The 23,965-nt window shown below is 70.2% G+C and carries 17 protein-coding genes; 13 read left to right on the plus strand and 4 right to left on the minus strand.

Annotated elements, in window-relative coordinates; genetic code table 11:
- Positions 1–231: 231 nt before the first annotated feature.
- The 4 genes from FHS42_RS02370 to FHS42_RS02385 all read right to left on the minus strand — a co-directional run bounded on the left by FHS42_RS02370 (position 232) and on the right by FHS42_RS02385 (position 5,913).
- Positions 232–2,664 carry a transglutaminase TgpA family protein gene (locus FHS42_RS02370; RefSeq protein ID WP_184568774.1) on the minus strand — a complete coding sequence of 811 codons (2,433 nt, stop codon included), beginning with the start codon at positions 2,662–2,664 and terminating at the stop codon, positions 232–234.
- Positions 2,661–4,025 (minus strand): DUF58 domain-containing protein, encoded by a 1,365-nt coding sequence (locus FHS42_RS02375; protein ID WP_184568775.1) that lies wholly within the window; start codon positions 4,023–4,025, stop codon positions 2,661–2,663. Before FHS42_RS02375 ends, FHS42_RS02370 begins: the two co-directional genes overlap by 4 nt.
- On the minus strand, positions 4,025–5,023 hold the full coding sequence (locus FHS42_RS02380; protein ID WP_184568776.1) for an AAA family ATPase: 999 nt from the start codon (positions 5,021–5,023) through the stop codon (positions 4,025–4,027). The genes FHS42_RS02375 and FHS42_RS02380 overlap by 1 nt, the downstream gene beginning before the upstream one ends.
- 332 nt (positions 5,024–5,355) lie before the next feature.
- A complete protein-coding gene (locus FHS42_RS02385) occupies positions 5,356–5,913 on the minus strand; it encodes a beta-class carbonic anhydrase (protein ID WP_184568777.1) in 558 nt (185 codons plus the stop codon).
- Positions 5,914–6,295: 382 nt separating this feature from the next.
- On the opposite strand from FHS42_RS02385, the gene rsmH reads away from it, so the two are divergent.
- The 13 genes from rsmH to FHS42_RS02450 all read left to right on the plus strand — a co-directional run bounded on the left by rsmH (position 6,296) and on the right by FHS42_RS02450 (position 23,887).
- Positions 6,296–7,255 (plus strand): 16S rRNA (cytosine(1402)-N(4))-methyltransferase RsmH, encoded by a 960-nt coding sequence (gene rsmH, locus FHS42_RS02390; protein WP_184568778.1) that lies wholly within the window; start codon positions 6,296–6,298, stop codon positions 7,253–7,255.
- Entirely contained in the window at positions 7,252–8,013 is a 762-nt protein-coding gene (gene ftsL / locus FHS42_RS36535; RefSeq protein ID WP_376772501.1) for a cell division protein FtsL, read from the plus strand. The genes rsmH and ftsL overlap by 4 nt, the downstream gene beginning before the upstream one ends.
- A gap of 1,440 nt (positions 8,014–9,453) precedes the next feature.
- Complete coding sequence (locus FHS42_RS02400) at positions 9,454–11,361, plus strand: peptidoglycan D,D-transpeptidase FtsI family protein (RefSeq protein ID WP_184569055.1); 1,908 nt, start codon at positions 9,454–9,456, stop codon at positions 11,359–11,361.
- A gap of 258 nt (positions 11,362–11,619) precedes the next feature.
- Positions 11,620–13,335, plus strand: a complete 1,716-nt coding sequence (locus FHS42_RS02405) for a UDP-N-acetylmuramoyl-L-alanyl-D-glutamate--2,6-diaminopimelate ligase (RefSeq protein ID WP_312866669.1) — start codon at positions 11,620–11,622, stop codon at positions 13,333–13,335.
- A 62-nt stretch (positions 13,336–13,397) separates the two neighbouring features.
- Complete coding sequence (locus FHS42_RS02410; RefSeq protein WP_184568779.1) at positions 13,398–14,834, plus strand: UDP-N-acetylmuramoyl-tripeptide--D-alanyl-D-alanine ligase; 1,437 nt, start codon at positions 13,398–13,400, stop codon at positions 14,832–14,834.
- Positions 14,831–15,895, plus strand: coding sequence for a phospho-N-acetylmuramoyl-pentapeptide-transferase (gene mraY / locus FHS42_RS02415; RefSeq protein WP_184568780.1), 1,065 nt, complete (start codon positions 14,831–14,833; stop codon positions 15,893–15,895). The genes FHS42_RS02410 and mraY overlap by 4 nt, the downstream gene beginning before the upstream one ends.
- Positions 15,892–17,337 carry a UDP-N-acetylmuramoyl-L-alanine--D-glutamate ligase gene (gene murD, locus FHS42_RS02420; protein WP_184568781.1) on the plus strand — a complete coding sequence of 482 codons (1,446 nt, stop codon included), beginning with the start codon at positions 15,892–15,894 and terminating at the stop codon, positions 17,335–17,337. Before mraY ends, murD begins: the two co-directional genes overlap by 4 nt.
- 57 nt (positions 17,338–17,394) lie before the next feature.
- Positions 17,395–18,825: a putative lipid II flippase FtsW gene (gene ftsW, locus FHS42_RS02425; RefSeq protein WP_184568782.1), complete on the plus strand. Its 1,431-nt coding sequence runs from the start codon at positions 17,395–17,397 to the stop codon at positions 18,823–18,825.
- Positions 18,826–18,831: 6 nt separating this feature from the next.
- The gene (gene murG / locus FHS42_RS02430) at positions 18,832–19,926 is read left to right on the plus strand and encodes an undecaprenyldiphospho-muramoylpentapeptide beta-N-acetylglucosaminyltransferase (RefSeq protein WP_184568783.1); all 1,095 of its coding nucleotides are present in this window, start codon (positions 18,832–18,834) and stop codon (positions 19,924–19,926) included.
- 30 nt (positions 19,927–19,956) lie between these two features.
- Positions 19,957–20,760 (plus strand): cell division protein FtsQ/DivIB, encoded by an 804-nt coding sequence (locus FHS42_RS02435; protein WP_184568784.1) that lies wholly within the window; start codon positions 19,957–19,959, stop codon positions 20,758–20,760.
- 308 nt (positions 20,761–21,068) lie between these two features.
- A complete protein-coding gene (gene ftsZ / locus FHS42_RS02440; RefSeq protein ID WP_184568785.1) occupies positions 21,069–22,361 on the plus strand; it encodes a cell division protein FtsZ in 1,293 nt (430 codons plus the stop codon).
- Between the two features lie 39 nt (positions 22,362–22,400).
- The gene (pgeF, locus tag FHS42_RS02445) at positions 22,401–23,171 is read left to right on the plus strand and encodes a peptidoglycan editing factor PgeF (RefSeq protein WP_184568786.1); all 771 of its coding nucleotides are present in this window, start codon (positions 22,401–22,403) and stop codon (positions 23,169–23,171) included.
- Complete coding sequence (locus FHS42_RS02450) at positions 23,168–23,887, plus strand: YggS family pyridoxal phosphate-dependent enzyme (protein ID WP_184568787.1); 720 nt, start codon at positions 23,168–23,170, stop codon at positions 23,885–23,887. The genes pgeF and FHS42_RS02450 overlap by 4 nt, the downstream gene beginning before the upstream one ends.
- The last annotated feature ends 78 nt before the right edge of the window (positions 23,888–23,965 follow it).

The following is a 23,965-nucleotide window of genomic DNA, read 5'->3' on the forward strand; positions in this document are numbered from 1 at the left end:
GGACAGGCGCACCGAATACCCAGGGAGCGCACCCGCAGCGCGCCGCCCCGAGAAGGCGGCGGCGACAGCGGCGCCAAGAGGTGGGCCGCCGCCCCAGGAGAGGACACCCCGCGGGTGCGGGGGCGACGAGTCACAGCGTGACGAGTGCACGAGGCCCGATGGACCATCCCCGCGGGTGCGGGTGCGGGTGCGGGCGCGGGTGCGGGCGCGACGCGCCCGCTCAATCGAGGCTCAGCCGCGCTGGCGTCCCGGGAAGCGCAGGCTAGTGAGCTTTCGCTGCCAGGCGGAGTCATGCCACCGGTTGATCAGCACGGACCCGCGATGAGACACCTCCGTCGCCACTCGCGACGCCGACCGAGGCAGCAGCAGGGCACGCAGCCGGGTGGGCTTGGTGGCTGCGTCGCGCAGCCCGGTCGCCACCAGTCGTACGTCCGCCGCCAGGCTCGCCACAGGTCGGGGCCGCGGGGCGTACCAGGTCTCCTCCACGGCCGCCGCCACCCGGTGTGCCGCGTCCGCCGGTGGCCCCTCCAGCGAGCCCGCCTCGACGATCCGGGCCGCCGCCTTGCGCGGGGTGAGCGACTCGTCCGGGAGGATGCCGTGGTCCCAGCCGGTGTCCAGCAGCTCCTGCCAGGCGGCCACCGTGCGGGCCGCGGCGGCCTCCGGGGTACGCCCGGCCGTTTCGCTCAGCCGGCGGGACCGTATCCGCACTCGCCAGAGCAGCGGCAACAGGGGGATCACCACCACCGCCAACGCACCGGAGCTGATCAGTGTGATCTTGCCCCAGGGCGTACCACTGTCCTTGTCGTCTTCGTCCGGCTCCCTGGCTGCCGGCCCACCGCACTCGCCGAGTCGCTTCATGTCGGCGGTGCAGCTCTCGGAAGGCGAAGGGCGAGCGGACGGCTCGTCCGCGCTGGTCGGCTGAGGCAGCGGCACGGCCGGGTCGTCCTCGGATGGCGTCTCATCGATGGTGTAGTCGGGCTGCGTGCCCCGGCTGGGCGTGGGCTCGAAACGAGTCCAGCCGACACCCTCGAAGTACAACTCGGGCCAGGCGTGCGCGTCCCGCAGGCCAACCGACATCGAGCCGTCCGTCTGAGCGGCGCCCGGCATAAAGCCGACCGCGACTCGGGCCGGGATACCGAGCGTCCTGGCCATTGCCGCCATCGAGAACGAGAAGTGGACGCAGAAGCCCTCACGCTGCTCAAGGAACTTGGCGATCGCCTTGCTGCCGCTACCCGCCTTTACCTGGGTGTCGTAGCGGAAACCACCCTCAAGGGAGAACCATTTCTGCAACTTCACGGCTTGTTCGTACGCGTTGCCTGCGCCCTTGGTCACCTGCTCCGCCGTGCTGGCCACGACCGACGGCAGCGAGTCGGGCACCTGGGTGTATTCGCGCAGCAGCTGTGCCGGGGGTGCCGGGGCCTGCGCTAGCTGCGCGGCGGTGGGCTGCACGGTCAGGCTGGACACTTCGTACTGCGCGCCGCGGGTGTTTTGTCCTCGGTCGCCGACGACCGTGCGGCCTTCCGGCTCGAAGCGCCAGCGTCCGTCGATGCGCACCGTCGATGCGGGGTAGGGGAGCGGAAGCCAGTTCTGTGCGTACCAGTCGGCGGCCTTGATCACCGTGTCTACGGAGCCCGTACGCACGTCGGAGCGCAGCCCTACCGGGGTCGGCAACTGATCCGGCACGTCCTGCACTCGGCGCTCGGATGGCTTCCACGCGGCACCGTCGAACGTATCGAGTGCCACGATGCGCAGGTACATGTCCTGGGTGTCGGAAGCGGAGGTGCGGTAGCGCAGCACCTCCTTGTCCTCCGGCTGATTGAGGCTGTTCTGTAGGGACACCAGCGGATTGACCGCGGAAATGGTGCCGCCCGTGCCGTCGCCGGCCGTGCCGCCGCTCGTTTGGTCATTGAGCAGCCCGCTGTTCAGTGAGGGGAGGATCGCCGGCACGGCGAGCGCGATGCCGAGCGCGAGCACACTGATCCGGCGTCCGGTCCGCACCGGGGACAGCGAGGTACTGCCCGCTCCGTCGAGACCGGAAGACGCCCGTCCCTGCCCGCGCGGCCCGGCGCCGCCACTGAACACGCGCCCCCACTGCGACAACCGGTCCCGGCCCTCGGCGAGCAGCAGCAACAAATAGCCGGCCGCCGCTGCCAAGAACCACAGCCAGTCCGTTCCGTCATCGGATAGGCCTGCTGCGATCGAGAACAGCGCGAGCAAGGGCAACCCGGCGGGCGCGGCGCTGCGGAACGTCACCGCGAGTGCGTCCACCCACAGGCCGATCACCAGGACGCCACCCACGAGCAACAGCTTGATGCCGGTGGTCCCGGGCGCGGGGATGGCGTACTGCCCGACGTCATCGACGCCTTCGGACATGAGCCGGCCCAACTCGCGGAAGACGGCCGGGCTCGGCAACACCCCCGCGATGGCTTGGCCACGGGCGAATGAGACGGTCAGCAGCAGCAGCCCCACCAGGGCCTGGGCCGCGACGGTCACCAGGCGGGCCAACGGCACTCGCCGGGCCAGCACGCCCACACAGGTCTGGATGCCGAGCAGTAACGTCGCTTGCAGGAGCCAGCCGGACGTATCGATCAGCGGCAGCATCGCGCAGCTCGCCGCCAAGGTGGCCAGCGCCGCGCACAGCGCCAGTCGCGCGCTTCCGCTCATGCCCAGCCTCCGCTCGCGCCGCCCGGCGCCGACATGCCGCCGTGCTGCGTGCGGTAGTGGTCGGCCTGCCGCCACAGCTCGGGCAGCGGCATGCCTGGGGCGACGGGCAGCACCGTCCACCCCGCGTCTCGTAGGAGTCGCAGACGCTCATCGAACCGCTGTGACGGTGGGCCGTGCACGCCACGGGCCCAGGCGGCACCGTCCAGCACGAACGCCACGGCCACGCCGCTGCGTTGTCGCATGCGAGCCACCAAGGTCGCTTGTTCCTCGTCCAGCTCGCCCAGGAAGGCGACGAGCAGCCCCTCGTTCCCGCCGCGCAGCGCGTCGTGGGCGCGGGAAAACCCGGCGCCGTCGGAGTGCTCCACCACGGAGAGAGTGTCCAGCATCAATCCGGCGGCGTCCGCCGAGTCGTGGGAGCCGGCGTAGCCTCCGGCGCCGTCGTGGCCGGGCACCGAGCTGCCGGTGTCGGTCAGCAGCCGCACCGAGTACCCCCGCTCCAGCAGGTGCACCGTGGTCGAGGCCGCGCCCGATACCGCCCACTCGAACGGAGAGTCGGGCCCGGCGCCTCGATGCGCCGTCCGGCGAGTGTCGAGGAGCACCGTGCAGCGGGCTCGCCGCGGCTGTTCCTCGCGGCGCACCATCAGCTCGCCGTAGCGTGCGGTAGAGCGCCAGTGCACCCGGCGCAGATCATCACCGTGCCGGTAGCCGCGGGGGATCACATCGTCCTCACCGGCCAGTGCCAGGGAGCGATGCCGGCCATCCCCGTACCCAGCGGCCTCACCGGAGAGCCGCACCGGGGGCAGCGGCTCCGCACGGGGAACCACCGTCAGCGTGTCGTAACTACTGAAGGCACGGGTCAGCTCGCACATGCCAAACGGATCGGTCAGCCGCAACTGCAACGGTCCCAGCGGATAGCGCCCGCGCAAATCGGAGCGCACCCGGTAGGACACCTCGCGCTGACCGCCCGTCTCCACCCGGTCCAGCACGAACCGAGGCCGGGGGCCCAGCACGTACGGCACCCGGTCCTGCAACATCAGCACGCCGGTGGGCAGCCGAGACACATTGTCGATGCGCAGGTGCACCCTGGCCTCGGAGCCCGCTGGGACCCGGCCGGGGGTGAGCCGTCTACTGCCCGAGACCCGATACCGGGTGCGGTAGACCACCGCGACACACACCAGCGGCAACGCAGTCAGCAGCAACCCCACCCGCAGCAGGTCCGCCTGGCCCAGCACAAAGCTGCACACCGCGGCGGCGACGCCCGCGGCGAGAAAGGACCTGCCGCGCGTCGTCAGCCCGGCGAGCGCCGCGCGCGCACCCCCCAAACTAGGGTCCTGCTCCGCCGACATCCCCCCGGCGGACATCACGCCCCCCGGGCGCCCGGAGGCTGCTGGCCGTACGGCGAAGGCACCGGCGTACGGTGCAGGATCTCGCCGACGACCTGATCCGCAGTACGCCGATTGAGCTGGGCCTGCGCCGTGGGCAACAACCGGTGCGCAAGGACGGATATGGCCAGCGCCTGCACGTCGTCGGGGAGCACATACTCCCGGCCGCTGAGCGCCGCCGCTGCCTTCGCGGCCCGCATCAGATGCAGCGTGGCGCGTGGCGACGCGCCCAGTCGCAGATCCGGGTGGTGCCGCGTGGCGCCGACCAGTTCGACTACGTAACGCCGCACCGGCTCGGAGACGTGCACCGTACGCACCGCATCGACCAGCTTGATGATGTCGTGTGCGTGCGCCACCGGCTGCATATCGTCCAGGGGCGACACGCCGCCGTGCACATCGAGCATTTGCAGCTCCGCTTCGGGGTGCGGATAGCCGATGGACACGCGGGCCATGAAACGGTCGCGCTGGGCCTCGGGCAGCGGGTACGTGCCCTCCATCTCGACCGGGTTTTGGGTGGCGACGACCATGAAGGGGTCGGGCAGCTCGTAGGTTTGCCCGTCCATGGTGACCTGGCGCTCCTCCATCGACTCAAGGAGGGCGGACTGGGTCTTGGGCGAGGCGCGGTTGATCTCGTCGCCGATGACGATCTGCGCGAAGATCGCACCCGGCTTGAACTCGAATTCCTTGCGCTGCTGGTCATAGATGCTGACTCCGGTGATATCCGAAGGCAGCAGGTCGGGCGTGAATTGGATGCGGCGCACTGAGCAGTCGATGGACCGCGCCAGCGCCTTGGCGAGCATCGTCTTGCCCACCCCTGGGACATCCTCGATCAACAGGTGTCCCTCGGCGAGCAGCACGGTCAGCGAAAGCCGTACGACCTCGGGCTTGCCCTCGATCACACCCTCCACCGACCTGCGGACCCGATCCGCTGTGGTGGTCAGATCGCTGAGGCTCGCTCGTTCGTCATAGGTCGTCACCCGGCCCTCCTCGGCCCGTTCTCCAGACCACGTCCATGATGCGGACCGGTCCACCCCAAATGCCGACACCGCACCCCTCACAGTGGCGAGGGGTGATGTCACCTACGCATTCTTGCCGCCCTTGCCGCTTTCCGTCACTCGCCTGTGGATAACCGGGGGCGAAATGCCGGGAACGAAGGCGTTGTAGCGGATTGAGCTCGCTGATTCGGTATCGATTGCCTGCTTTCGCGGCACCTGGCCAGGCGTGTCCGCACTCCTGCCCGACCGTACTGGTCTGGCCAGGCATGATCGCAGGTTCCGGAACCGGCCGCACCGGCGGCAGGGCGGCACACTCAGTTGCGCGGGCTGATCTCCCGCAGCAATCCCGTGGCCACATCGAAGACGAAACCGCGCACGTCATCGGTGTGCGGCAGGAACGGCGAGGTGCGCACCCGCTGCATCGACTGCCGAACGTCCGCGTCCAGGTCTCGGAAAGCCTCCACCGCCCACGCGGGGCGCTGGCCGACCTCCTCCTCGATCTCGTGCCGGAAGTCCTCGGTCAGGGTGAGTAGGCCACAGTTGGTGTGGTGGATCAGTACGACGCTGCGGGTGCCGAGCGCTCGCTGGCTGATCGTCAGCGAGCGAATGATGTCGTCGGTGACCACGCCGCCCGCATTGCGGATGGTGTGGCAGTCACCCAGTTCGAGGCCCAGCGCAGCGTGGAGGTCGATACGGGCGTCCATGCAGGCGACGACTGCGACTCGGCGTACCGGGTGAGCGTCCATGCCGGGGTCGGTGAACTCGGCGGCGTAACGCTTATTGGCCTCGACGAGGGAGTCGGTCACCGTGCCCAGCGGAGCACTGTCGCTGTCGTGAGAGGGGGGCAGCGGTGAAGGCGCGGAGGTCGGCATGTCACGACCGTAACTGGCAGCGGGGCGGGACGACGCGGGAGGGTCGGGCAAACGCGATCAACCCGACTCCATGTGAGGTAACCCACAGGGGGGTTGTCGGTTACTCCGTACGGGTGGTCCAAGCGGTAAAGAACAGGCGCGAGACGCGCTGGTGGGTTGGTTGACCGAGGGGACGAGTGCACTAAAGTGACGCGAAGTGGGAGACGTGGTGCTCCCCTATGAATCGACAAATCTCCCGCGTGTGCGGCGTGTACGTGCCACTCGGCCTCCTCCCGCTCCCGGCCGCCTGACGTCACTTCCCCGGCGCCAGTAGGCCGCTTCCCCTTCAGCGAGCGGGCGGGGACCCAGCGGCACGCGACCCCCACCCTCCCTGGAAGGGCGCATGAGCAGCAACGCTCTCCACGTTCCCGTCATGCTCCACCGCTGTCTGGATCTGCTCGCCCCGGCGCTTGCTGAGCCCGGGGCGGTGGTGGTGGACTGCACGCTGGGACTCGGCGGGCACAGCGAGGCGCTGCTGCGCACCTTTCCCGCCGCCCGCCTCATCGCGCTCGACCGCGACACCGCCGCATTGAAGCTCTCCGCCGAGCGCCTCGCCCCGTACGGCGACCGCGCCACCTTGGTGCACGCGGTCTACGACGAGTTGCCCGATGTCCTTGACCGGCTGGGAGTGCCCCGGGTGCAGGGCGTCCTGTTCGACCTCGGCGTGTCCTCCATGCAGTTGGACGAGGCCGACCGCGGATTCGCGTACGCCCAGGACGCGCCGCTGGACATGCGCATGGACCAAAGCACCGGAATCAGCGCCGCCGAGGTGCTCAACACCTACCCGCCGGGCGAATTGGTGCGGGTGCTGCGGACGTACGGGGAAGAGAAGTTCGCGCGCAAGATCGTGGAAGTGGTGGTGCGCGAACGCGACCAGGAACCGTTCCGCAACAGCGCCCGGCTCGTCGAGCTGATCCGTAACGCGCTCCCGCAGGCGGCCAAGCGCACCGGCGGCAACCCGGCCAAGCGCACCTTCCAGGCCCTGCGCATCGAGGTCAACGGCGAGCTGAAGAGCGTTGAGCGGGCCATCCCCGGCGCCGTCTCCCGCCTGGCCGTCGGTGGCCGTATCGCCGTGCTCGCCTACCACTCGCTTGAAGACCGCCTGGTCAAGCGGGTGTTTGCGGCCGGAGCCGCAAACACGGCGCCACCTGGGCTGCCCGTCGTGCCCGAGCGCTACCAGCCGCGCTTGAGCCTCCTCACCCGTGGCGCCGAGCTGCCCACCGAGGCGGAGGTCGCCGAAAATCGGCGTGCCGCCCCGGCCAGGCTGCGCGGCGCGCAGCGCATTCGCGAGGAGGCCCCGTGAGTGGCCCGGGGCGCCGCGGGGGCGGTGGCAGGGTGCCCCGGCTGGTCCGGCTGCGGCCAGCGGGCCCGCACGGGGTGGGAAATGCGCGGCGTACCCCCTTCGTGCTCCTTGTCGTCGTGCTCCTTGGCTCCGGGCTGATCACCCTGCTGCTCCTCAACTCCTCGCTCAACCAGGGCTCCTTCGAGTTGAGCCGGCTGGAACGCCAAACCAACGACGCGACGGACGAGCAACAGGGCCTTCAGCAGGAGGTGGACGCGCTCGCGCAACCGGACACCTTGGAGCAGCGGGCACGTGAGCTGGGCCTGGTACCGGGCGGCAGCCCCGCCTTCTTGAACCCGGACGGCACGGTACGCGGCGTGCCAGCGCCGGCGACCGGCCAGCCGTTGACCCAAGGCGCTCCGACCGGCTCCCTACCGCCCGGGCTGCGGCCTGGGGCCACGCCGTCCGGTACGTCCTCGGGCACTTTGACACCGCCTTTCGGCTCAGGAGACTTCGGGAACTCTGGGAACTCCGGGTACTCCGGGAACTCCGGGTACTCCGGAAACACTGCTGTGCAACCTGGCGCGATGCCAGGCGCCGCCCCGACCATCGGGCAGGGTGCTCAGGGTGCTCAGGGTGCTCAGGGTGCTCAGGGTGCTCAGGGTGCCGCCCCGACCGCTCAGCACGCCGCCCCCGCCGATGCGGGGGCGCTCGCCGGCCAGCCCGTGGCGCCCGGCGCCCGTACGCCAGCGAATTCCATCCCGACCTCCGGCAGGTGACGTGGTGCCGCACTTCCAGGACGGAGGCCGAAAATGACCGGCCGGGAGCCGAGGGACCCGCGAGAGCCGGGCGACCGCCGCGCCCCACGTGATCGCCGAGGCCCCAACGGCCCGGGGGAGCGGCGTGGCTCAGGCCCGGCCGACGAGCGGCAGTTGAGCGACCGCCGTGCTGCGCGGGATGCGCAACGTGCACGGGCCGCCGGCGGCCAACGGCCAGGGCAGCCGCCACGGAGCAGCCAAGAGCGGCGCGAGGGACGGCAGCCGCCCCGCGACCCGCAGCCGCCGGGGGAGCCCAGGACCCCACGCGAGGCACCGGGACGCCGGGACCAGCGTGCCAGCCGAGACGAGCAAGCCGAGCGTGCCCGATGGGCCGAACGCGCCGAACGCGCCGAACGTACGGACCGTACGGACCGTACGGACCGTGCGGCGCGAGGCCCGCGCGCCGGCGCTCGCCCTGCCCCAGACGCCCGCCCTGCTCCAGGTGCTCGCCCCGGCCCCGGGGGTGGGCCCCGGCCGGCGGGGCGCCCGGGCGCCGGCGAAAGCCCGTACCCCGATGACCGCGTACGCCGCGCGGACGGCCCGCGCACGGACCGCACCGGCGCCCGGCGAGAGGGCCCAGGCCCGCGCGAGGGCGAGCGCGCGCCCCGTCAGGGCGGCCCAGGCGCCAGTGAGCCCGGGCCGCGCTGGGGTGGCGCGCCCCGGCCGCGCGAAGGCGGCGCCTCCCGCATGCGTGGCGCGGTGCCCCGCCGTGAGGGCGGCCGTGCCCCCTCACCAGGCCCGTACCCCGGCGGCACCGACCGCGCACGGTCGGCAGGCCCGTTCCGCGGCGACAGCAGCCGGCTGCGACCGGTTGGCCCGTATGACGGCGACGGCTCGTACGACGGAGCCGGCTCCTACGACGGGGACAGCTCCTACGACGAGAACGCCGAGCGCCCGCGACCAGGGGGCCGCTCGCGACGTGAGCCGGACTCCGGCTCGGACGATGGCGCGCGCTCGCGAGAGCGCGCCCGGCGCGCGAGCCTGCGCACGCGCGAGGAGAACCGCCTGCGCGCGCAGGCCGGTCCGCGTGCGCAGGCTCGCCAGGGTGATCCAGGACAGCGTGACGGCGTCCCGCCCGGTGTGATCCACCCGCGGGAAGCGGCACGGAACGGGCAGGCACGGAACGGCCAGGAGCGGACCGGCGAGGAGCGGCGCGAGTCGGGGGCCGGCCGCACGCGCCGGCGGGAGCATCCCCACAACGACGCCGGGGCTGGTGCGGGCGCCGTAGGGGCCCGCGGCGGCGACGTCGGCCCGGAGCGCGCCGATGCCGCCGGAGGCGGGAACGGTGACGACCGTGGCAACGGCCGCTTCGGTGGCGGACTTGCCCCCGAGGGTCGCGGGGATGGCGATCGCGGGGATGGCGACCGGGGGGCCGGCCGCGATCGGGTCGCCGGCCGGTCGATGACCGCGGCGCAGTGGCGCAAGCCCGCCCGCGACCGTTCAGGGCGCCCCCGGGCGCCCCGCCCGCGGGGCTCGGGCGGCCCGCCGGTGCGATTCGGCAATCCGCGGCCCCGGCTGCGACTGGTGAGCCTGGGCCTGACGCTGGTGATGCTCGCCTTCGTGGTGCGGCTGCTCCAGGTACAGGCCGTGGACGCCAACGCCTACTCCGCCAAGGCCAACGTCAACCGCTACATTCCGGTCACCCTGGCCGCCGAGCGTGGATCGATCACCGACCGCAGCGGCGTGGACCTGGCCACCACCGTGGACGCGTACGACATCACCGCGGCGCCCGACCTGCTCACCCCCGAACGCGCCAAGACCGCCGATGCGCCACGACAGGCCGCCGTGCTGCTCTCGCCGATTTTGGGCGTCAGCGAGGAGACACTGGTCAGGACGCTTACGGCCAACCCCAAGTCCAAGTACGCCGTGCTCGCCCGGCAGCAGACGCCGCAGGTGTGGAATCAGCTCAAGGACCTCAAGAGCGCGCTCGCCGACAAGGAGGCCAAGGGCCGGGGCGTCAATGTGCTGGCCGGAATCAACCGGGAGGCCCACAGCAAGCGGGTGTATCCCAATGGCGAACTCGCCGCCGGGATACTCGGCTTCGTTGACTCCCAGGGCAAGGGCGGCGCCGGAGTCGAGCAGTTGCTGAACGCGAAGCTGGCCGGCAAGGACGGCAAGCGGGTGTACGCCCAATCCGGTGGCCGGCAGGTGCCCACCGGCGATGTGAAGGAACAGTCCGCGGTGCCGGGCACCGATGTGGAGCTGACCATCGACCGTGACCTGCAATGGGCCGCGCAGCGCGCGATCAGCGACCAGGTGCAGGAGTCCAAGGCGGATCGCGGCTATGTCGTCGTGCAGGACACCAAGACGGGCGAGATCCTGGCGTTGGCCAACGCGCCCGGCTTCGACCCGGCCAACGTCTCGGCGGCCGATCCGCAGGCGTTGGGCAACGCCGCGCTCACCGACGCGTACGAGCCGGGAAGCACCAGCAAGCTGATGTCGCTTGCGGCCGTCCTGGAGGAGGGCGTGGCCACGCCGAGCACCCCCGTCGAGGTCCCCAACCGCCTGCCGCGCGCCGACCGGGCGTTTGCCGACGACATCGACCACCCCACCTGGCATCTGACGCTCAACGGCGTGCTCGCCAAGTCCAGCAACATCGGCACCATCCTGGCCACCGAACAACTAGGAAAAAACCAGGCTGCGTCCAATCAGATCCTCTATTCCTATCTGCGTAGCTTCGGCCTGGGCCGGCCAACGGGCCTCGGCTTTCCCGGTGAGACCCCCGGCATCTTGGCCAAACCGCAGGATTGGAGCGCCTCGCAGCAGTACACGATCCCCTTCGGACAGGGCCTATCGCTCAACGCCGTGCAGGCGGCGTCGGTGTACTCCACCATCGCGGGTGGCGGCGAGCGCGTCGTACCGACGCTGGTACGAGGCACCAAGGGGCCAGACGGGCAGTTCACGCCCGCGCCCGAGCCGGCGCGCAGCCGCGTGGTGAGCCAGCAGACGGCGAAGACGCTCGCTCACATGCTGGAGTCCGTCATTGACGATCAGGAGGGCACCGGGGCGAAGGCGAAGATCCCCGGATACCGCGTCGCGGGCAAGACGGGTACGTCCAACCGGGTAGACCCCAAAACCGGTCGCTACCACGGTTACACCGCTTCCTTCGCCGGGTTCGCGCCCGCGGACAAGCCGCGAGTGACCGTGTACTGCGCGGTTCAAAATCCGACCAAGGGCAGCTATTTCGGCGGCCAGGTCTGCGGCCCGGTCTACAAAAAGGTGATGGAGTTCGCGCTGAAGACCATGCGGGTGGCGCCTACCGGCAAGCCGCCCGTGCGGCTGCCCGTGACGTACCAGCCCGGAGGGTGAGCGCGGGCAGCCGTGAGTACGATCACCCCCGAACCCGGGAACCGTGGGCCCCGCCGCCCGACCCACCACCCGCCCGGCATCGCCCCAGCGCCCGCGGTAGGCGCGCCTGGTGGGTCATCCACGCCCACCGGCGCAGTGGCGCCGGGCCCCTGCGCCACGCTCGCGGCGACGGGTGGGGCTTTCGCCCAGCCACCAGGGGCTCCCCTCGCGCCACCCTCATTTAGCGGCGGACCCCATGCGCCCGGTACGCTCACCGCCGTGCCACACGCTGATCAGTCCCAAACCACCCAGAAAGAAGCGGCCTCGGTCTATCCAGGTCCGCCTCGCCCCACCCGGGTGCGCCCCACCCCCCTCGCGGAGCTGGCCGGTCAGCTCGGCATCGAGGCCCCAGCGGCAGCCAAGGAGAGCGCCGAGGCCACCGGCATCACACATGACTCCCGCGCGGTACGCCCCGGCGATATCTATGCCGCGCTGCCCGGCGCCCGCCTGCACGGCGCCGACTTCGTCGCCCAAGCTGCCGATCTCGGCGCCATCGCCGCGCTGACCGACGCGGCGGGCGCCGAGCGCGTCCGGGCAGCCGGGCTCCCGGCGCTGATCGTGCCGGACCCACGGGCCCGCATGGGCGCACTCGCGGCCACGATCTACGGTGAGCCGGGCGATGACCTGCTCCAGATCGGTATCACCGGTACGTCGGGCAAGACGACCACCGCGTACCTCATGGAAGGCGGTCTGCGCGCGGCGCTGGCCGTGCAGAGCGGCCCGGCACGACCCGAGACCGGCGCGCGCGGCGCCGCAGAGCCGGCAGCCGCGGGCCTCACCGGCCTGATCGGGACCGTAGAGACCCGCATCGGCGACGAGCGCATCAAGTCCGAACGCACCACGCCCGAGGCGACCGACCTCCAGGCGCTGTTCGCGGTGATGCGCGAGCGCGGTGTGCGCTCGGTCGCCATGGAGGTCTCCAGCCATGCGCTGGTCCTGGGCCGCGTTGACGGCTGCGTCTTTGACATCGCCGTCTTCAACAATCTCAGCCCCGAACACCTCGACTTCCACCCGGACATGGAGGACTACTACCGGGCAAAGGCGCGGTTGTTCACCAAGGATCGCAGCCGTGCCGCGGTCATCAACTACGACGACGGGTACGGCAAGCGCCTCGCGAGCGAGGCCGAGATTCCCGTCACCACGTTCTCCGCCGAGGGACACCCGGACGCCGACTGGCGTGCCGATGACGTGGAGGTCGGCCAACTCGGCTCGACGTTCACCGCGCTCGGCCCCGCGGGCCAGGCGGTGCGCGCCAGCGCCCCGCTACCTGGCCCCTTCAACGTCGCCAACGCGCTCGCCGCGATCACCGCCCTGGTCGTCGCCGGAATCGACCCGCAGATCGCCGCGGACGGCGTCGCCGCCGTGCCCGGCGTGCCGGGCCGTCTTGAGCGCATCGATGTGGGCCAGCCCTACCTGGCGGTCGTGGACTACGCGCACAAGCCCGACGCCGTCGAGTCCGTCCTGCGCGCACTGCGCAAGGTCACCGATGGCAAACTGCACGCCGTACTCGGCTGCGGCGGCGACCGCGACCCGCACAAGCGGCACGCCATGGGCGCGGCCTTGGCCCGACTCTCCGACACCGCCGTCCTCACCTCGGACAACCCGCGCTCCGAGGACCCGTTGGCGATCTTGGCTGCCATGCTCTCGGGGGCCGCCGATGTGCCCACGCACGAGCGCGGCACGGTGTTGGTCGAAGAGGAGCGCGCCGCCGCCATCGCCGCGGCCGTCGCCCGCGCCGAACCCGGCGACACGGTCATCGTGGCGGGCAAGGGCCACGAGCAGGGCCAGCACATCGCTGGCGTAGTACGCGCCTTTGACGACCGGCAGGTGCTGCGCGAGGCCATCGTGGCAGCCCGGCCAGAATCCGGCACTCAGCACTACACATCCGCAGCGCCCAGCGCTTCTCGTACGCAGCACCACGACGATCAGGGATGACCCACCGCCATGCGCGCATCACCCTCTCCCAGGCAGCCCACGGGAAACGCCGGAGGTGACCTGTGATCTCGCTGTCTCTCGCTGAGATCACCGCCCTCGTCGGCGGACAGCCGCACGACATACCGGACCTCCAGCGGCTCGTCACCGGGCCCGTTGTCATCGACTCCCGCGAGGTGCGGCCCGGGGGCCTGTTCGCCGCGATCGCGGGCGAGCGCGTCGATGGGCACGACTACGCCGAGGGCGCCATCGCCGACGGGGCGGTAGCGGTCATCGCCGCCAGGCCCGTCGGCGTGCCCGCGATCGTCGTGGACGACGTGGTCGCCGCGCTCGGCGCGCTCGCACGCGCCGTCGTTGAGCGGCTCGGCGCCCGTGTCATCGGCCTCACCGGATCGGCCGGCAAGACCAGTACCAAGGACCTCATCGCCCAACTCCTGGAGCGGCTCGGGCCCACGGTGTGGACGCCTGGCTCGTTCAACAACGAGATCGGCATGCCGCTCACCGCGCTGCGCGCCGACGACACCACGCGCCACCTCGTCTTGGAGATGGGGGCGCGCGGAATCGGCCACATCCGCTACCTCGCGGAGTTGACGCCACCTCACATCGGCCTGGTGCTCAACGTCGGCACCGCGCACATCGGGGAGTTCGGCAGCCGGGAGCAGATTGCGCAGGCCAAGGGCGAGCTCGTCGAGGTGCTGCCGGCCGCGGATGCGGGCGGAGTCGCGGTGCTCAACGCCGACGATCCGCTGGTACGCGCCATGGCCTCGCGCACCAAGGCCAGCGTGTTGTTGTTCGGCGAGGCCGCTGACGCCCACGTACGCGCCGAGAATGTCCGGCTTACCGACCTCGGACAACCTAGCTTCACGCTTCGCACACCCACCGGGTGCGGTGACGTGACCATGCGCCTGTACGGTGAGCACCACGTGTCGAACGCGCTCGCCGCTGCCGCCGTCGCCCACGCGTTGGGCATGCCAGCCCCTGAGATCGCCCGTGCGCTCTCCGAGGCCGGACAGCTCTCCCGCTGGCGGATGGAGGTCACCGAGCGCGCGGACGGCGTGACGATCGTCAACGACGCCTATAACGCGAACCCCGACTCCATGCGAGCCGCGCTGCGCGCGCTCGTCGCGATGGGCTCGGCTCATAGGGCACAGGGGGGACGCACATGGGCGGTGCTCGGTCAGATGGCCGAACTCGGCGAGGAGTCACTCGCCGAGCACGACGCGGTCGGACGGCTGGCCGTCCGGCTCAACGTCAGCAAGCTCGTGGCGATCGGTGGCCGGGAGGCTGCCTGGATCGACATGGGCGCCAAGAACGAGGGTTCGTGGGGTGAGGAGTCGGTGCACGTGTCCGACGCGCGGGCGGCGGTCGAACTGTTGCGCAGAGAGTTGCGCCCGGGAGACATCGCGCTGGTGAAGGCGTCCAGGTCGGTCGGCCTGGAGCAGGTCGCGATGGAGCTACTGAGTGAACCGGGCGCTGCCGAGGGCGAGGGTGCCGCGCGATGAAGCAGATCCTCTTCTCCGGAGTGATCGGACTCTTCCTGACCTTGGTCGGCACCCCGCTGCTGATCAAGCTCCTCGCCCGCAAGGGGTACGGGCAGTACATCCGTGACGATGGCCCACGCGGCCACCACGGCAAGCGCGGCACTCCGACCATGGGTGGCATCGCCTTCATCCTGGCCACGATCATCGCGTACGTCCTGACGAAGGTGATCACCTCAAGCGAGCCGACGTTCTCCGGCGTGCTCGTGCTCTTCCTCTTCACGGGCATGGGCCTGGTCGGCTTCCTCGACGACTACATCAAGATCGTCAAACAGCGGAGCCTGGGGCTACGCGCCAAGGCGAAGATGACCGGGCAGCTCATCGTGGGCATCGGCTTCGCGATCCTCTCGCTCAACTTCGCGGACGCCCGCGGCCAGTCCCCGGCCTCCGACCGGCTCTCCTTCACCCAGGACTTCGGCTGGGAGATCGGCCCCGTGATCTTCGTGATCTGGGCGCTGTTCATGATCCTGGCGATGTCCAACGGCGTGAACCTCACCGATGGCCTCGACGGCCTGGCCACCGGCGCATCGGTGATGGTCTTCGGTGCGTACACCTTCATCGGCGTCTGGCAGTACCAGGAGTCGTGCGCGAACATGCCGACCGCGGGGCAGGCGTGTTACGAGGTGCGTGACCCGCTCGACCTGGCGATCGTGGCCTCCGCACTCATGGGCGCCTGCTTCGGCTTCCTGTGGTGGAACACCTCGCCGGCCAAGATCTTCATGGGCGACACCGGCTCACTCGCCCTCGGCGGCGCGCTCGCCGGGCTTGCGATCTGCTCCCGTACCGAAATGCTGCTCGCGCTGCTCGGCGGCCTGTTCGTCCTGATCACGATGTCCGTCGTCATCCAGGTCGGTTCCTTCCGGATGACCGGAAAGCGCGTCTTTCGCATGGCGCCACTCCAGCACCACTTCGAACTCAAAGGCTGGAGCGAAGTGCTGGTGGTGGTCAGATTCTGGATCATCCAAGGCATGTGCGTGATCGTCGGGCTCGGCATCTTCTACGCGGGCTGGGCGGCGGCCAAGTGACGGACACGTACGCAGGACGGCACATCACCGTCGCCGGCCTCGGCGTGTCCGGCGTCCCCGCAGCGCGCGCGCTGCGGGGCCTCGGGGCCCAGGTGACCGTCGTGAACAGCAGCGACGGGGAGCGCCAACGCGCCGAGGCCACCGAACTTGAGGCGCTGGGTGTCACTGTGCGCCTAGGCGACGGCGACACCCTGCCCGCAGGGACCGAACTGGTCGTCACCACGCCCGGCTGGAAGCCGACCAGCCCGCTCTTCGATGCGGCGGCCACGGCGGGCGTCGAGGTGGTCGGCGACGTGGAGATCGCCTGGCGGCTACGCGGCAGCCAGGGCCGGCCGGCCGCGCCCTGGCTGGCCGTCACCGGCACCAACGGCAAGACGACCACGGTACGGATGCTCGCCGCCATCTTGGAGGCCGCCGGATTGCGCACCGCGGCAGTCGGCAACATCGGCGTCTCCCTGTTCGACGTCGTACTCGGCGAGCAGGAGTACGACGTCCTCGCCGTCGAGCTGTCCAGCTACCAATTGCACTGGGCGCCCTCGCTGCGCGCCCACTCCGCCGCCGTACTCAACCTGGCCCCCGACCACCTCGACTGGCACGGCTCCATGCAGGCGTACGCGGCCGACAAGGGCCGCATCTACGAGGGCAGCCAGATCGCCTGCGTCTACAACGCGGCAGACCCGGGGACCGAGGAACTAGTACGGGCGGCGGATGTGGCCGAAGGCTGCCGCGCCATCGGCTTCACCCTCGGCGCGCCGGGCCCCTCCCAACTCGGCGTCGTGGACGGCATCCTCGTGGACCGCGCCTTCGTGGAGAACCGGCAGCGCCAGGCCCAGGAGCTGGCCGAGGTCGTGGACCTGGCCGCCGGCGCAGGCACCGCCGCTCCGCACACCATCGCCAACGCGCTCGCCGCCGCCGCGCTCGCCCGCGCCTACGGTGTGCCCGCCGCCGCCGTACGCGACGGACTACGCGCCTTCCGGCCCGAGCCGCACCGCATCGAGCACGTCGCGACCGTGGGCGGCGTTGACTTCGTGGACGACTCCAAGGCGACCAACCCGCACGCCGCGCAGGCGTCGTTGGCCGCGTACGAGCCCATCGTGTGGATCGCGGGGGGCCTCGCCAAGGGCGCCACCTTCGACGAGCTGGTCACCGCGTCGGCCGCACGGCTGCGCGGCGCGGTCCTCATCGGCGCCGATCGCACGCTGATCAGGGAAGCCCTCGCGCGACACGCCCCGCAGGTCCCGGTGGTCGACCTCGACCGGACGGACACTGGTGCGATGTCCGCGGCGGTCCAGGCAGCTGCGGGGCTCGCGGAATCGGGCGACACGGTGCTCTTGGCCCCCGCGTGCGCATCGATGGATATGTTCACCAACTACAACAAGCGCGGCGAGGCGTTCGCCGACGCGGTGCGCGCGCTCGCCCCCGGCCGAGCCGAGCACGGCTAGCCGTTGGTCCCCGCGCCGTGGACCGCGGCGCCGCACATCAGTGGAGGGGACACCGAGATGATGGCCGACGACTCCGCGCGCTCTGCTGCCCGCGCCCCGCGCTCTGTCGCCCGCGCTCCGCGCTCTGCTGCCCGTATCGCGCTACGCGGGCGAGCCACCGCACCGCCCGCGCGGGCGGGCGCCGCGGGCGCTCGGGCAGGCCGCGGCACGGCCAGGCGCCCGCCTACGTCGAGGCCGCCACGCCGCAGCCCGCTGGTGGCGCTGGCACGGCTGCGCGAGCGGGCCCGCCGCGCCTGGGACCGGCCGCTCACCGCGTACTACCTCATCCTGGGCGGCAGCGTCCTGCTCATCGTGCTCGGCCTGGTGATGGTCTACTCCGCATCCCAGATCAAGGCGTTGCAGTCTGGGCTCGCCCCCTCGTTCTTCTTCCGTAAGCAGTTGCTCGCGGCCATCATCGGCGGGCTGTTGATGCTGGCCGCCGTGCGGATGCCCATCAGGCTGCACCGTGCGCTGGCCTACCCGCTGCTGGCCGTATCCGTGGTCTTGATGTGCCTGGTCCAAGTGCCGGGGATCGGAGTCGCGGTCAACGGCAACCAGAACTGGATCGCGCTCGGCGGTCCTTTCCAGCTCCAGCCCAGCGAGTTCGGCAAGCTGGCACTCGTGCTGTGGGGCGCCGATCTTCTCGCACGCAAGGAGGAGAAGCACCTTTTGGGCCAGTGGAAGCATCTGCTGGTGCCGCTGGTTCCGGCCGCCTTCGTCCTGCTCGGGCTGATCATGCTGGGCGGCGACATGGGCACAGCGATCATCCTGACCGCGGTGCTGTTCGGACTGTTGTGGCTGGCCGGTGCACCGACCCGACTCTTTGTCGGCGTACTCGGCTCGGCGGCCATCGTGGGTCTCATCCTCATCAAGACCAGCCCCAACCGGATGTCGCGGCTGGCTTGTATCGGTGCCACCGATCCCGGCTCCAACGATCAGTGCTGGCAGGCCGTGCACGGCATCTACGCTCTGGCCAATGGCGGATGGTTCGGTTCCGGACTCGGCGCCAGTATGGAAAAATGGGGTGAACTCCCTGAGCCTCACACGGACTTCATCTTCGCCATCACCGGCGAGGAACTCGGCCTCGCAGGGACACTGTCAGTGCTCGCCCTCTTCGCGGCTCTAGGCTATGCGGGTATCCGCGTGGCCGGACGCACGGAGGACCCCTTCGTGAGGTATGCCGCGGGAGGTGTGACCACCTGGGTCACGGCGCAGGCCGTGATCAACATCGGTGCGGTGCTCGGTCTACTGCCGATCGCCGGAGTCCCCCTGCCGCTGTTCTCCTACGGAGGTTCAGCCCTGCTGCCGACCATGTTCGCCATCGGTCTGTTGATCGCCTTCGCGCGTGCAGAGCCCGGTGCCCGAGCTGCGTTGGCCATGCGGCAGCCTGGGGTGAGATGGAAGACGATGAGACGGCGCGTCAAGAAACGTCCGTCCGGAGAGCGGTGAATTTCGGTGCATGTCGTACTCGCCGGTGGGGGGACCGCCGGTCACATCGAGCCCGCGCTCGCCCTCGCGGATGCCCTGCGCAGGCAGGACCCAACCGTGGGGATCACAGCGCTGGGCACGGAGAAGGGTCTTGAGACCCGGCTCGTGCCCGAGCGGGGCTACGAACTCGGGCTCATCCCCGCCGTACCGCTGCCCCGTAAGCCCACACCTGAGCTGATCACCGTCCCCGGACGGCTACGCGGAACCATCAAGGCTGCCGAGCAGATCCTGGAACGCACCAAGGCGGACTGTGTCGTCGGCTTCGGTGGCTACGTCGCGCTCCCCGGCTACCTGGCCGCCAAGCGCCTCGGAGTGCCGATCATCGTCCACGAGGCCAACGCCCGCCCGGGCCTGGCCAACAAGATCGGCTCCCGGTACGCCAAGTTCGTCGCGGTCAGCACCCCGGACAGCAAGCTGCGCAACGCCCACTACGTAGGCATCCCGCTGCGGCGCACCATCGCCGTCCTTGACCGCGCCCGCGTCAGGCCCGAGGCCCGCGCCGCGTTCGGGCTCGACCCGAACCTGCCGACCCTGCTGGTCTCCGGCGGCTCGCAGGGCGCGCGGCGGCTCAATGAGGTGGTGCAGTCCGTCGCGCCGTTCTTGCAGCGCGCCGGAATTCAGATCCTGCACGCGGTCGGCCCGAAGAACGAAATGCCGCGCGTGGACAACATGCCCGGAATGCCGCCCTACATCCCGGTACCGTACGTGGACCGGATGGACCTGGCGTACGCGGCGGCCGACATGATGCTCTGCCGTGCGGGCGCCATGACCGTCGCCGAACTGTCCGCTGTTGGGCTGCCCGCCGCGTTCGTCCCGTTGCCGATCGGCAACGGCGAACAGCGACTGAACGCCCAGCCACTGGTCAAGGCGGGTGGTGGACTGCTCGTCGATGACGCCGAGCTGACGCCGGAGTGGGTGCAAAGCAACGTGCTGCCCGTGCTGGGCGATCCGCACCGGCTGTTCGAAATGTCGCGTGCCGCCTCCGAGTTCGGCCGCAGGGACGCCGACGAACTCCTCGTCGGGATGGTGTACGAGGCGATCGCTGCCCGCAGGGCCGGGTAGCGGCCAATAACAGCAGGAGGCTTGGGGAGCGTGGCCGGACCGACGACCGCCCAGCGCGGGAGCGCACACCGCGAGAAACGCTCGCAGTCCTCCGGCCCGCCCCCACGGCGAATCCGCGACCGACTGCGGCTTCCCCCTCGCCGCACCCTGGTGCTGGCCGCCATCGTCGCCGTCTTGCTCGGCGGTGTCAGCCTCTGGGTGCTGTACGGCTCCGACTGGCTGCGTGTGGAGCGGGTGACGGTCCAAGGCGCCGAGGCGTTGCGGCCCGAGGAGGTGCGCGAGGCGGCGGCGGTGCCCATGGATGCGCCGCTGATGTCGGTGGACACCGGTACGGTGGCGAAGCGGTTGCGTGCCAAGCTGCCGCGGATCGCTTCGGTGCACGTTGAGCGCTCTTGGCCGAACACCATCGGCCTTAAAGTGACTGAGCGTCAGCCAGAACTCCTCCTGGAAAAAGCCGGGAAGTTCATCGAAATGGACGCTGAGGGAGTGCGTTTCGCCACCGTCGCCAAGGCGCCGAAGGGCATTCCCCGACTGGAAATGGAAGCGAAGCGCTCGCCCAGTCTGCGGAGATTCGGTGAAGAATATTTGCGTCGGGCGGCGGTGGAGGTCGCGTCAAGCCTTCCGGCCACGGTTCGCGCGGATACCCGAGTCATCCGCGTACGCTCCTACGACGCCATTAGCCTTGAGCTGTCCGACGGCCGGACGGTGCAGTGGGGAAGCCCGGAACAGGACAAGGCGAAGTCCGTCGCTCTGGTCGCGCTGTTGAAAGCGGAGCGCGAGGCGGAGCACTTCGACGTCAGCGCGCCGGGCGCGCCTGCTGTGTCAGGGAGTTGACTTCAGACTTGTTGGCGCGTTGTCGTTGAGTTGACGCGCATCGAGGCTGGCCAGCCCCCGGCTGGCTAGCCCCCTGGGTGATCACATAGGGTGAAAAGAAAAACGGGAGGTTCGGCGTGTTCATTGAACGCGCGCCACTTGTCGACTTAGTGTCCTGTTCCAAAGACTTCACGGAACAGTGACAGAGATAACCCTAAACTTCAGGGTTAGGGTTTGGGTCGGCATTGAGGACCGCCCCATCGGCATCCGTCGGCGCACCGCAACAACAGCGGGCGACGACACGTAAATCGAGGCGAGAGGCCTTCGACGTGGCAGCACCGCAGAACTACCTCGCAGTCATCAAGGTCGTCGGCATTGGCGGCGGTGGCGTGAACGCCATCAACCGGATGATCGAGGTCGGGCTCAAGGGCGTCGAGTTCATCGCGATCAACACCGATGCGCAGGCCCTGCTGATGAGCGACGCCGACGTCAAGCTCGACGTCGGTCGTGAACTCACCCGTGGCCTCGGCGCGGGCGCCAACCCCGACGTCGGCCGCAAGGCGGCCGAGGATCACCGCGAGGAGATCGAAGAGGTCCTCAAGGGGGCCGACATGGTCTTCGTCACCGCGGGTGAGGGTGGCGGCACCGGCACCGGCGGCGCCCCGGTCGTCGCCAACATCGCACGCTCGCTGGGCGCACTGACCATCGGTGTGGTCACCCGCCCCTTCACCTTCGAGGGCCGCCGCCGTGCGAACCAGGCGGAGGACGGCATCGCGGGCCTGCGGGACGAGGTTGACACCCTGATCGTCATCCCCAACGACCGACTGCTGTCCATCTCGGACCGTCAGGTCAGCGTGCTTGACGCGTTCAAGTCCGCGGACCAGGTGCTGCTGTCCGGCGTGCAGGGCATCACCGATTTGATCACCACCCCCGGCCTGATCAACCTGGACTTCGCGGACGTCAAGTCCGTGATGTCGGAAGCCGGCTCCGCCCTGATGGGCATCGGCTCCGCACGCGGTGACGACCGTGCGGTGGCCGCCGCCGAAATGGCCATCTCCTCCCCGCTCCTTGAGGCGTCCATCGACGGCGCCAGGGGCGTGCTGCTCTCCATCTCCGGCGGCTCCGACCTCGGTCTCTTCGAGATCAACGAGGCCGCGCAGCTCGTGAGCGAGGCGGCGCACCCGGAGGCCAACATCATCTTCGGTGCGGTGATCGACGATGCCCTCGGCGACGAGGTGCGGGTCACCGTCATCGCCGCCGGCTTCGACGGGGGACAGCCCCCGCCCAAGGGCAGCCGGGACAAGGCGCTCGGCTCGTACGGAGGCCGCGATGACGGCTCCTCCGCTTCCAGCGGCCAAAGCGGTCGGCCGAGCGCGCCGGCCGATTCCCGGTCCAGCTATGGCGGCCTTGGCAGCGTCACCTCGCGCGAGGGCGTGCCGGGCTCGCAGCAGGGGGAGCCGCTTGAGCCCGAGCCAACCCCGGTCGCCGAGGTGCCGTCTTCCTACCCCGGCCACCACGGTCAGACTCCCGCTCCGCCCGTTAGTTCACCGCAGGTGCCCCCGGCCCGTCCTTACCAGGACAGCGCGGCCGAGGAGCTCGATGTGCCGGACTTCTTGAAGTGACCGGCCTTGCGTGAGCACGACTGAAGTGAACAGCACACAGTGATAGGGCACCACAACGAGACGAGCGGCGCGCACTTCGCCTTCACCGACCGGTGGGGTGGGGTGAGCGCCGCTCCGTATGACCAGCTCAACCTCGGTGGCGCGGTCGGTGACGACCCAGCCGCGGTACGGGCCAACCGCGCACGCGCGGCAGGGGCGCTCGGTCTTGACGCGGGGCGCGTGGTGTGGATGCGCCAGGTGCACGGTCGAGACGTCGCCGTCGTCCGCGGTCCGTGGGGGGAGGGGGAGATCCCCGAGGTTGACGCGGTGGTGACGGTTCAGCGGGGTCTGCCCCTTGCGGTGCTCACGGCCGACTGCACCCCGGTCTTGCTCGCCGACCCGATCGCCGGCGTGGCCGGTGCCGCCCACGCGGGGCGGCCGGGGCTGGTGGCAGGGGTGGTTCCGGCGACGGTTGAGGCCATGGTCGGGCTCGGAGCCGAGCCCGCACGGATGGTCGTCCGTACTGGCCCGGCGGTCTGCGGCCACTGCTACGAGGTGCCCGAGGAGATGCGCGCCGCGGTGGCCGCCGTGGTGCCCGAGGCCTGGGCCACCACGAGTTGGGGCACCCCAGCGGTCGATGTCGCCCGCGGGGTACGAGCCCAACTAGCTGGGCTCGGCGTCAACGTGACGACGTCTTTCGTAGGCTCCGACGTGTGCACGCTGGAGTCAGCGGACCACTTCTCCTATCGGCGTGAGCGCAGTACGGGGCGGCTTGCGAGCTATGTCTGGCTTCCGGGGGCGTACGACGAGGGTGGGGAGGCAGCGCGATGACGGACCGTAAAAGCGAATTGGCGGACAATCTGGCCCGGGTGGAGGAGCGGATCGACGCCGCGTGTGCGGCCGTTGGCCGCCAGCGCTCGGAGGTCACGCTCATCGTGGTCACCAAGACCTACCCGGCCGATGACGTCCGGCTGTTGTCGGAGCTCGGGGTGCGCGAGGTCGCCGAGAACCGCGATCAGGACGCCGCTCCCAAGGCTGCGGCCTGTACGGACCTGCTGTTGCGATGGCACTTTGTGGGGCAATTGCAGACGAACAAGGTTCGTTCCGTAGCCAGTTACGCTGACGTTGTGCAGTCTGTTGACCGGAAACGGTTGGTCAACGCGCTTTCGACGGCCGCGGTGCGTGCCGGTCGTGAGCTCGACTGTCTGCTCCAGGTGGCCCTTGACGCTGAGTCGGGGGACGCCGAAGGCAGGGGCGGCGTCGCTCCGGACCGGGTGGATGAGCTCGCTGACGCGGTGGCGGAGGCCGAAGGGCTGCGCCTGTGTGGGCTGATGACGGTTGCTCCGCTCGTTGGGCCTTACGCGGGTAGGCCGCGGGCGGCTTTTGAGCGATTGAGGGAAATGTCATCCAGCCTGCGCGTGGCTCATCCGACTGCCACCATGGTCTCGGCCGGAATGAGCTCGGACCTCGAAGAGGCCGTAGCGGCCGGTGCGACACATCTACGCGTCGGGACTGCGGTACTCGGAGTCCGACCTCGGCTCGGGTAACGTCGCCAAGCAAGTCGGACCACAGTAGAAAATATGGTCATTCCCGCCAAAAGGCGGGCAGGCCGCGTGGATTCAAGG

This window comes from Streptomyces zagrosensis (assembly GCF_014203645.1).
Taxonomy (GTDB): Bacteria; Actinomycetota; Actinomycetes; order Streptomycetales; family Streptomycetaceae; genus Streptomyces; species Streptomyces zagrosensis.

Excerpts from the sequence above, each read along its gene's own strand:
- ftsW (WP_184568782.1), top strand. The coding sequence starts at position 17,395 with ATGATGGCCGACGACTCCGCGCGCTCTGCTGCCCGCGCCCCGCGCTCT.
- rsmH (WP_184568778.1), top strand. The coding sequence starts at position 6,296 with ATGAGCAGCAACGCTCTCCACGTTCCCGTCATGCTCCACCGCTGTCTG.
- mraY (WP_184568780.1), top strand. The coding sequence starts at position 14,831 with ATGAAGCAGATCCTCTTCTCCGGAGTGATCGGACTCTTCCTGACCTTG.
- FHS42_RS02375 (WP_184568775.1), bottom strand. The coding sequence starts at position 4,025 with ATGTCCGCCGGGGGGATGTCGGCGGAGCAGGACCCTAGTTTGGGGGGT.
- FHS42_RS02450 (WP_184568787.1), top strand. The coding sequence starts at position 23,168 with ATGACGGACCGTAAAAGCGAATTGGCGGACAATCTGGCCCGGGTGGAG.
- FHS42_RS02385 (WP_184568777.1), bottom strand. The coding sequence starts at position 5,913 with ATGCCGACCTCCGCGCCTTCACCGCTGCCCCCCTCTCACGACAGCGAC.
- FHS42_RS02400 (WP_184569055.1), top strand. The coding sequence starts at position 9,454 with ATGACCGCGGCGCAGTGGCGCAAGCCCGCCCGCGACCGTTCAGGGCGC.
- FHS42_RS02370 (WP_184568774.1), bottom strand. The coding sequence starts at position 2,664 with ATGAGCGGAAGCGCGCGACTGGCGCTGTGCGCGGCGCTGGCCACCTTG.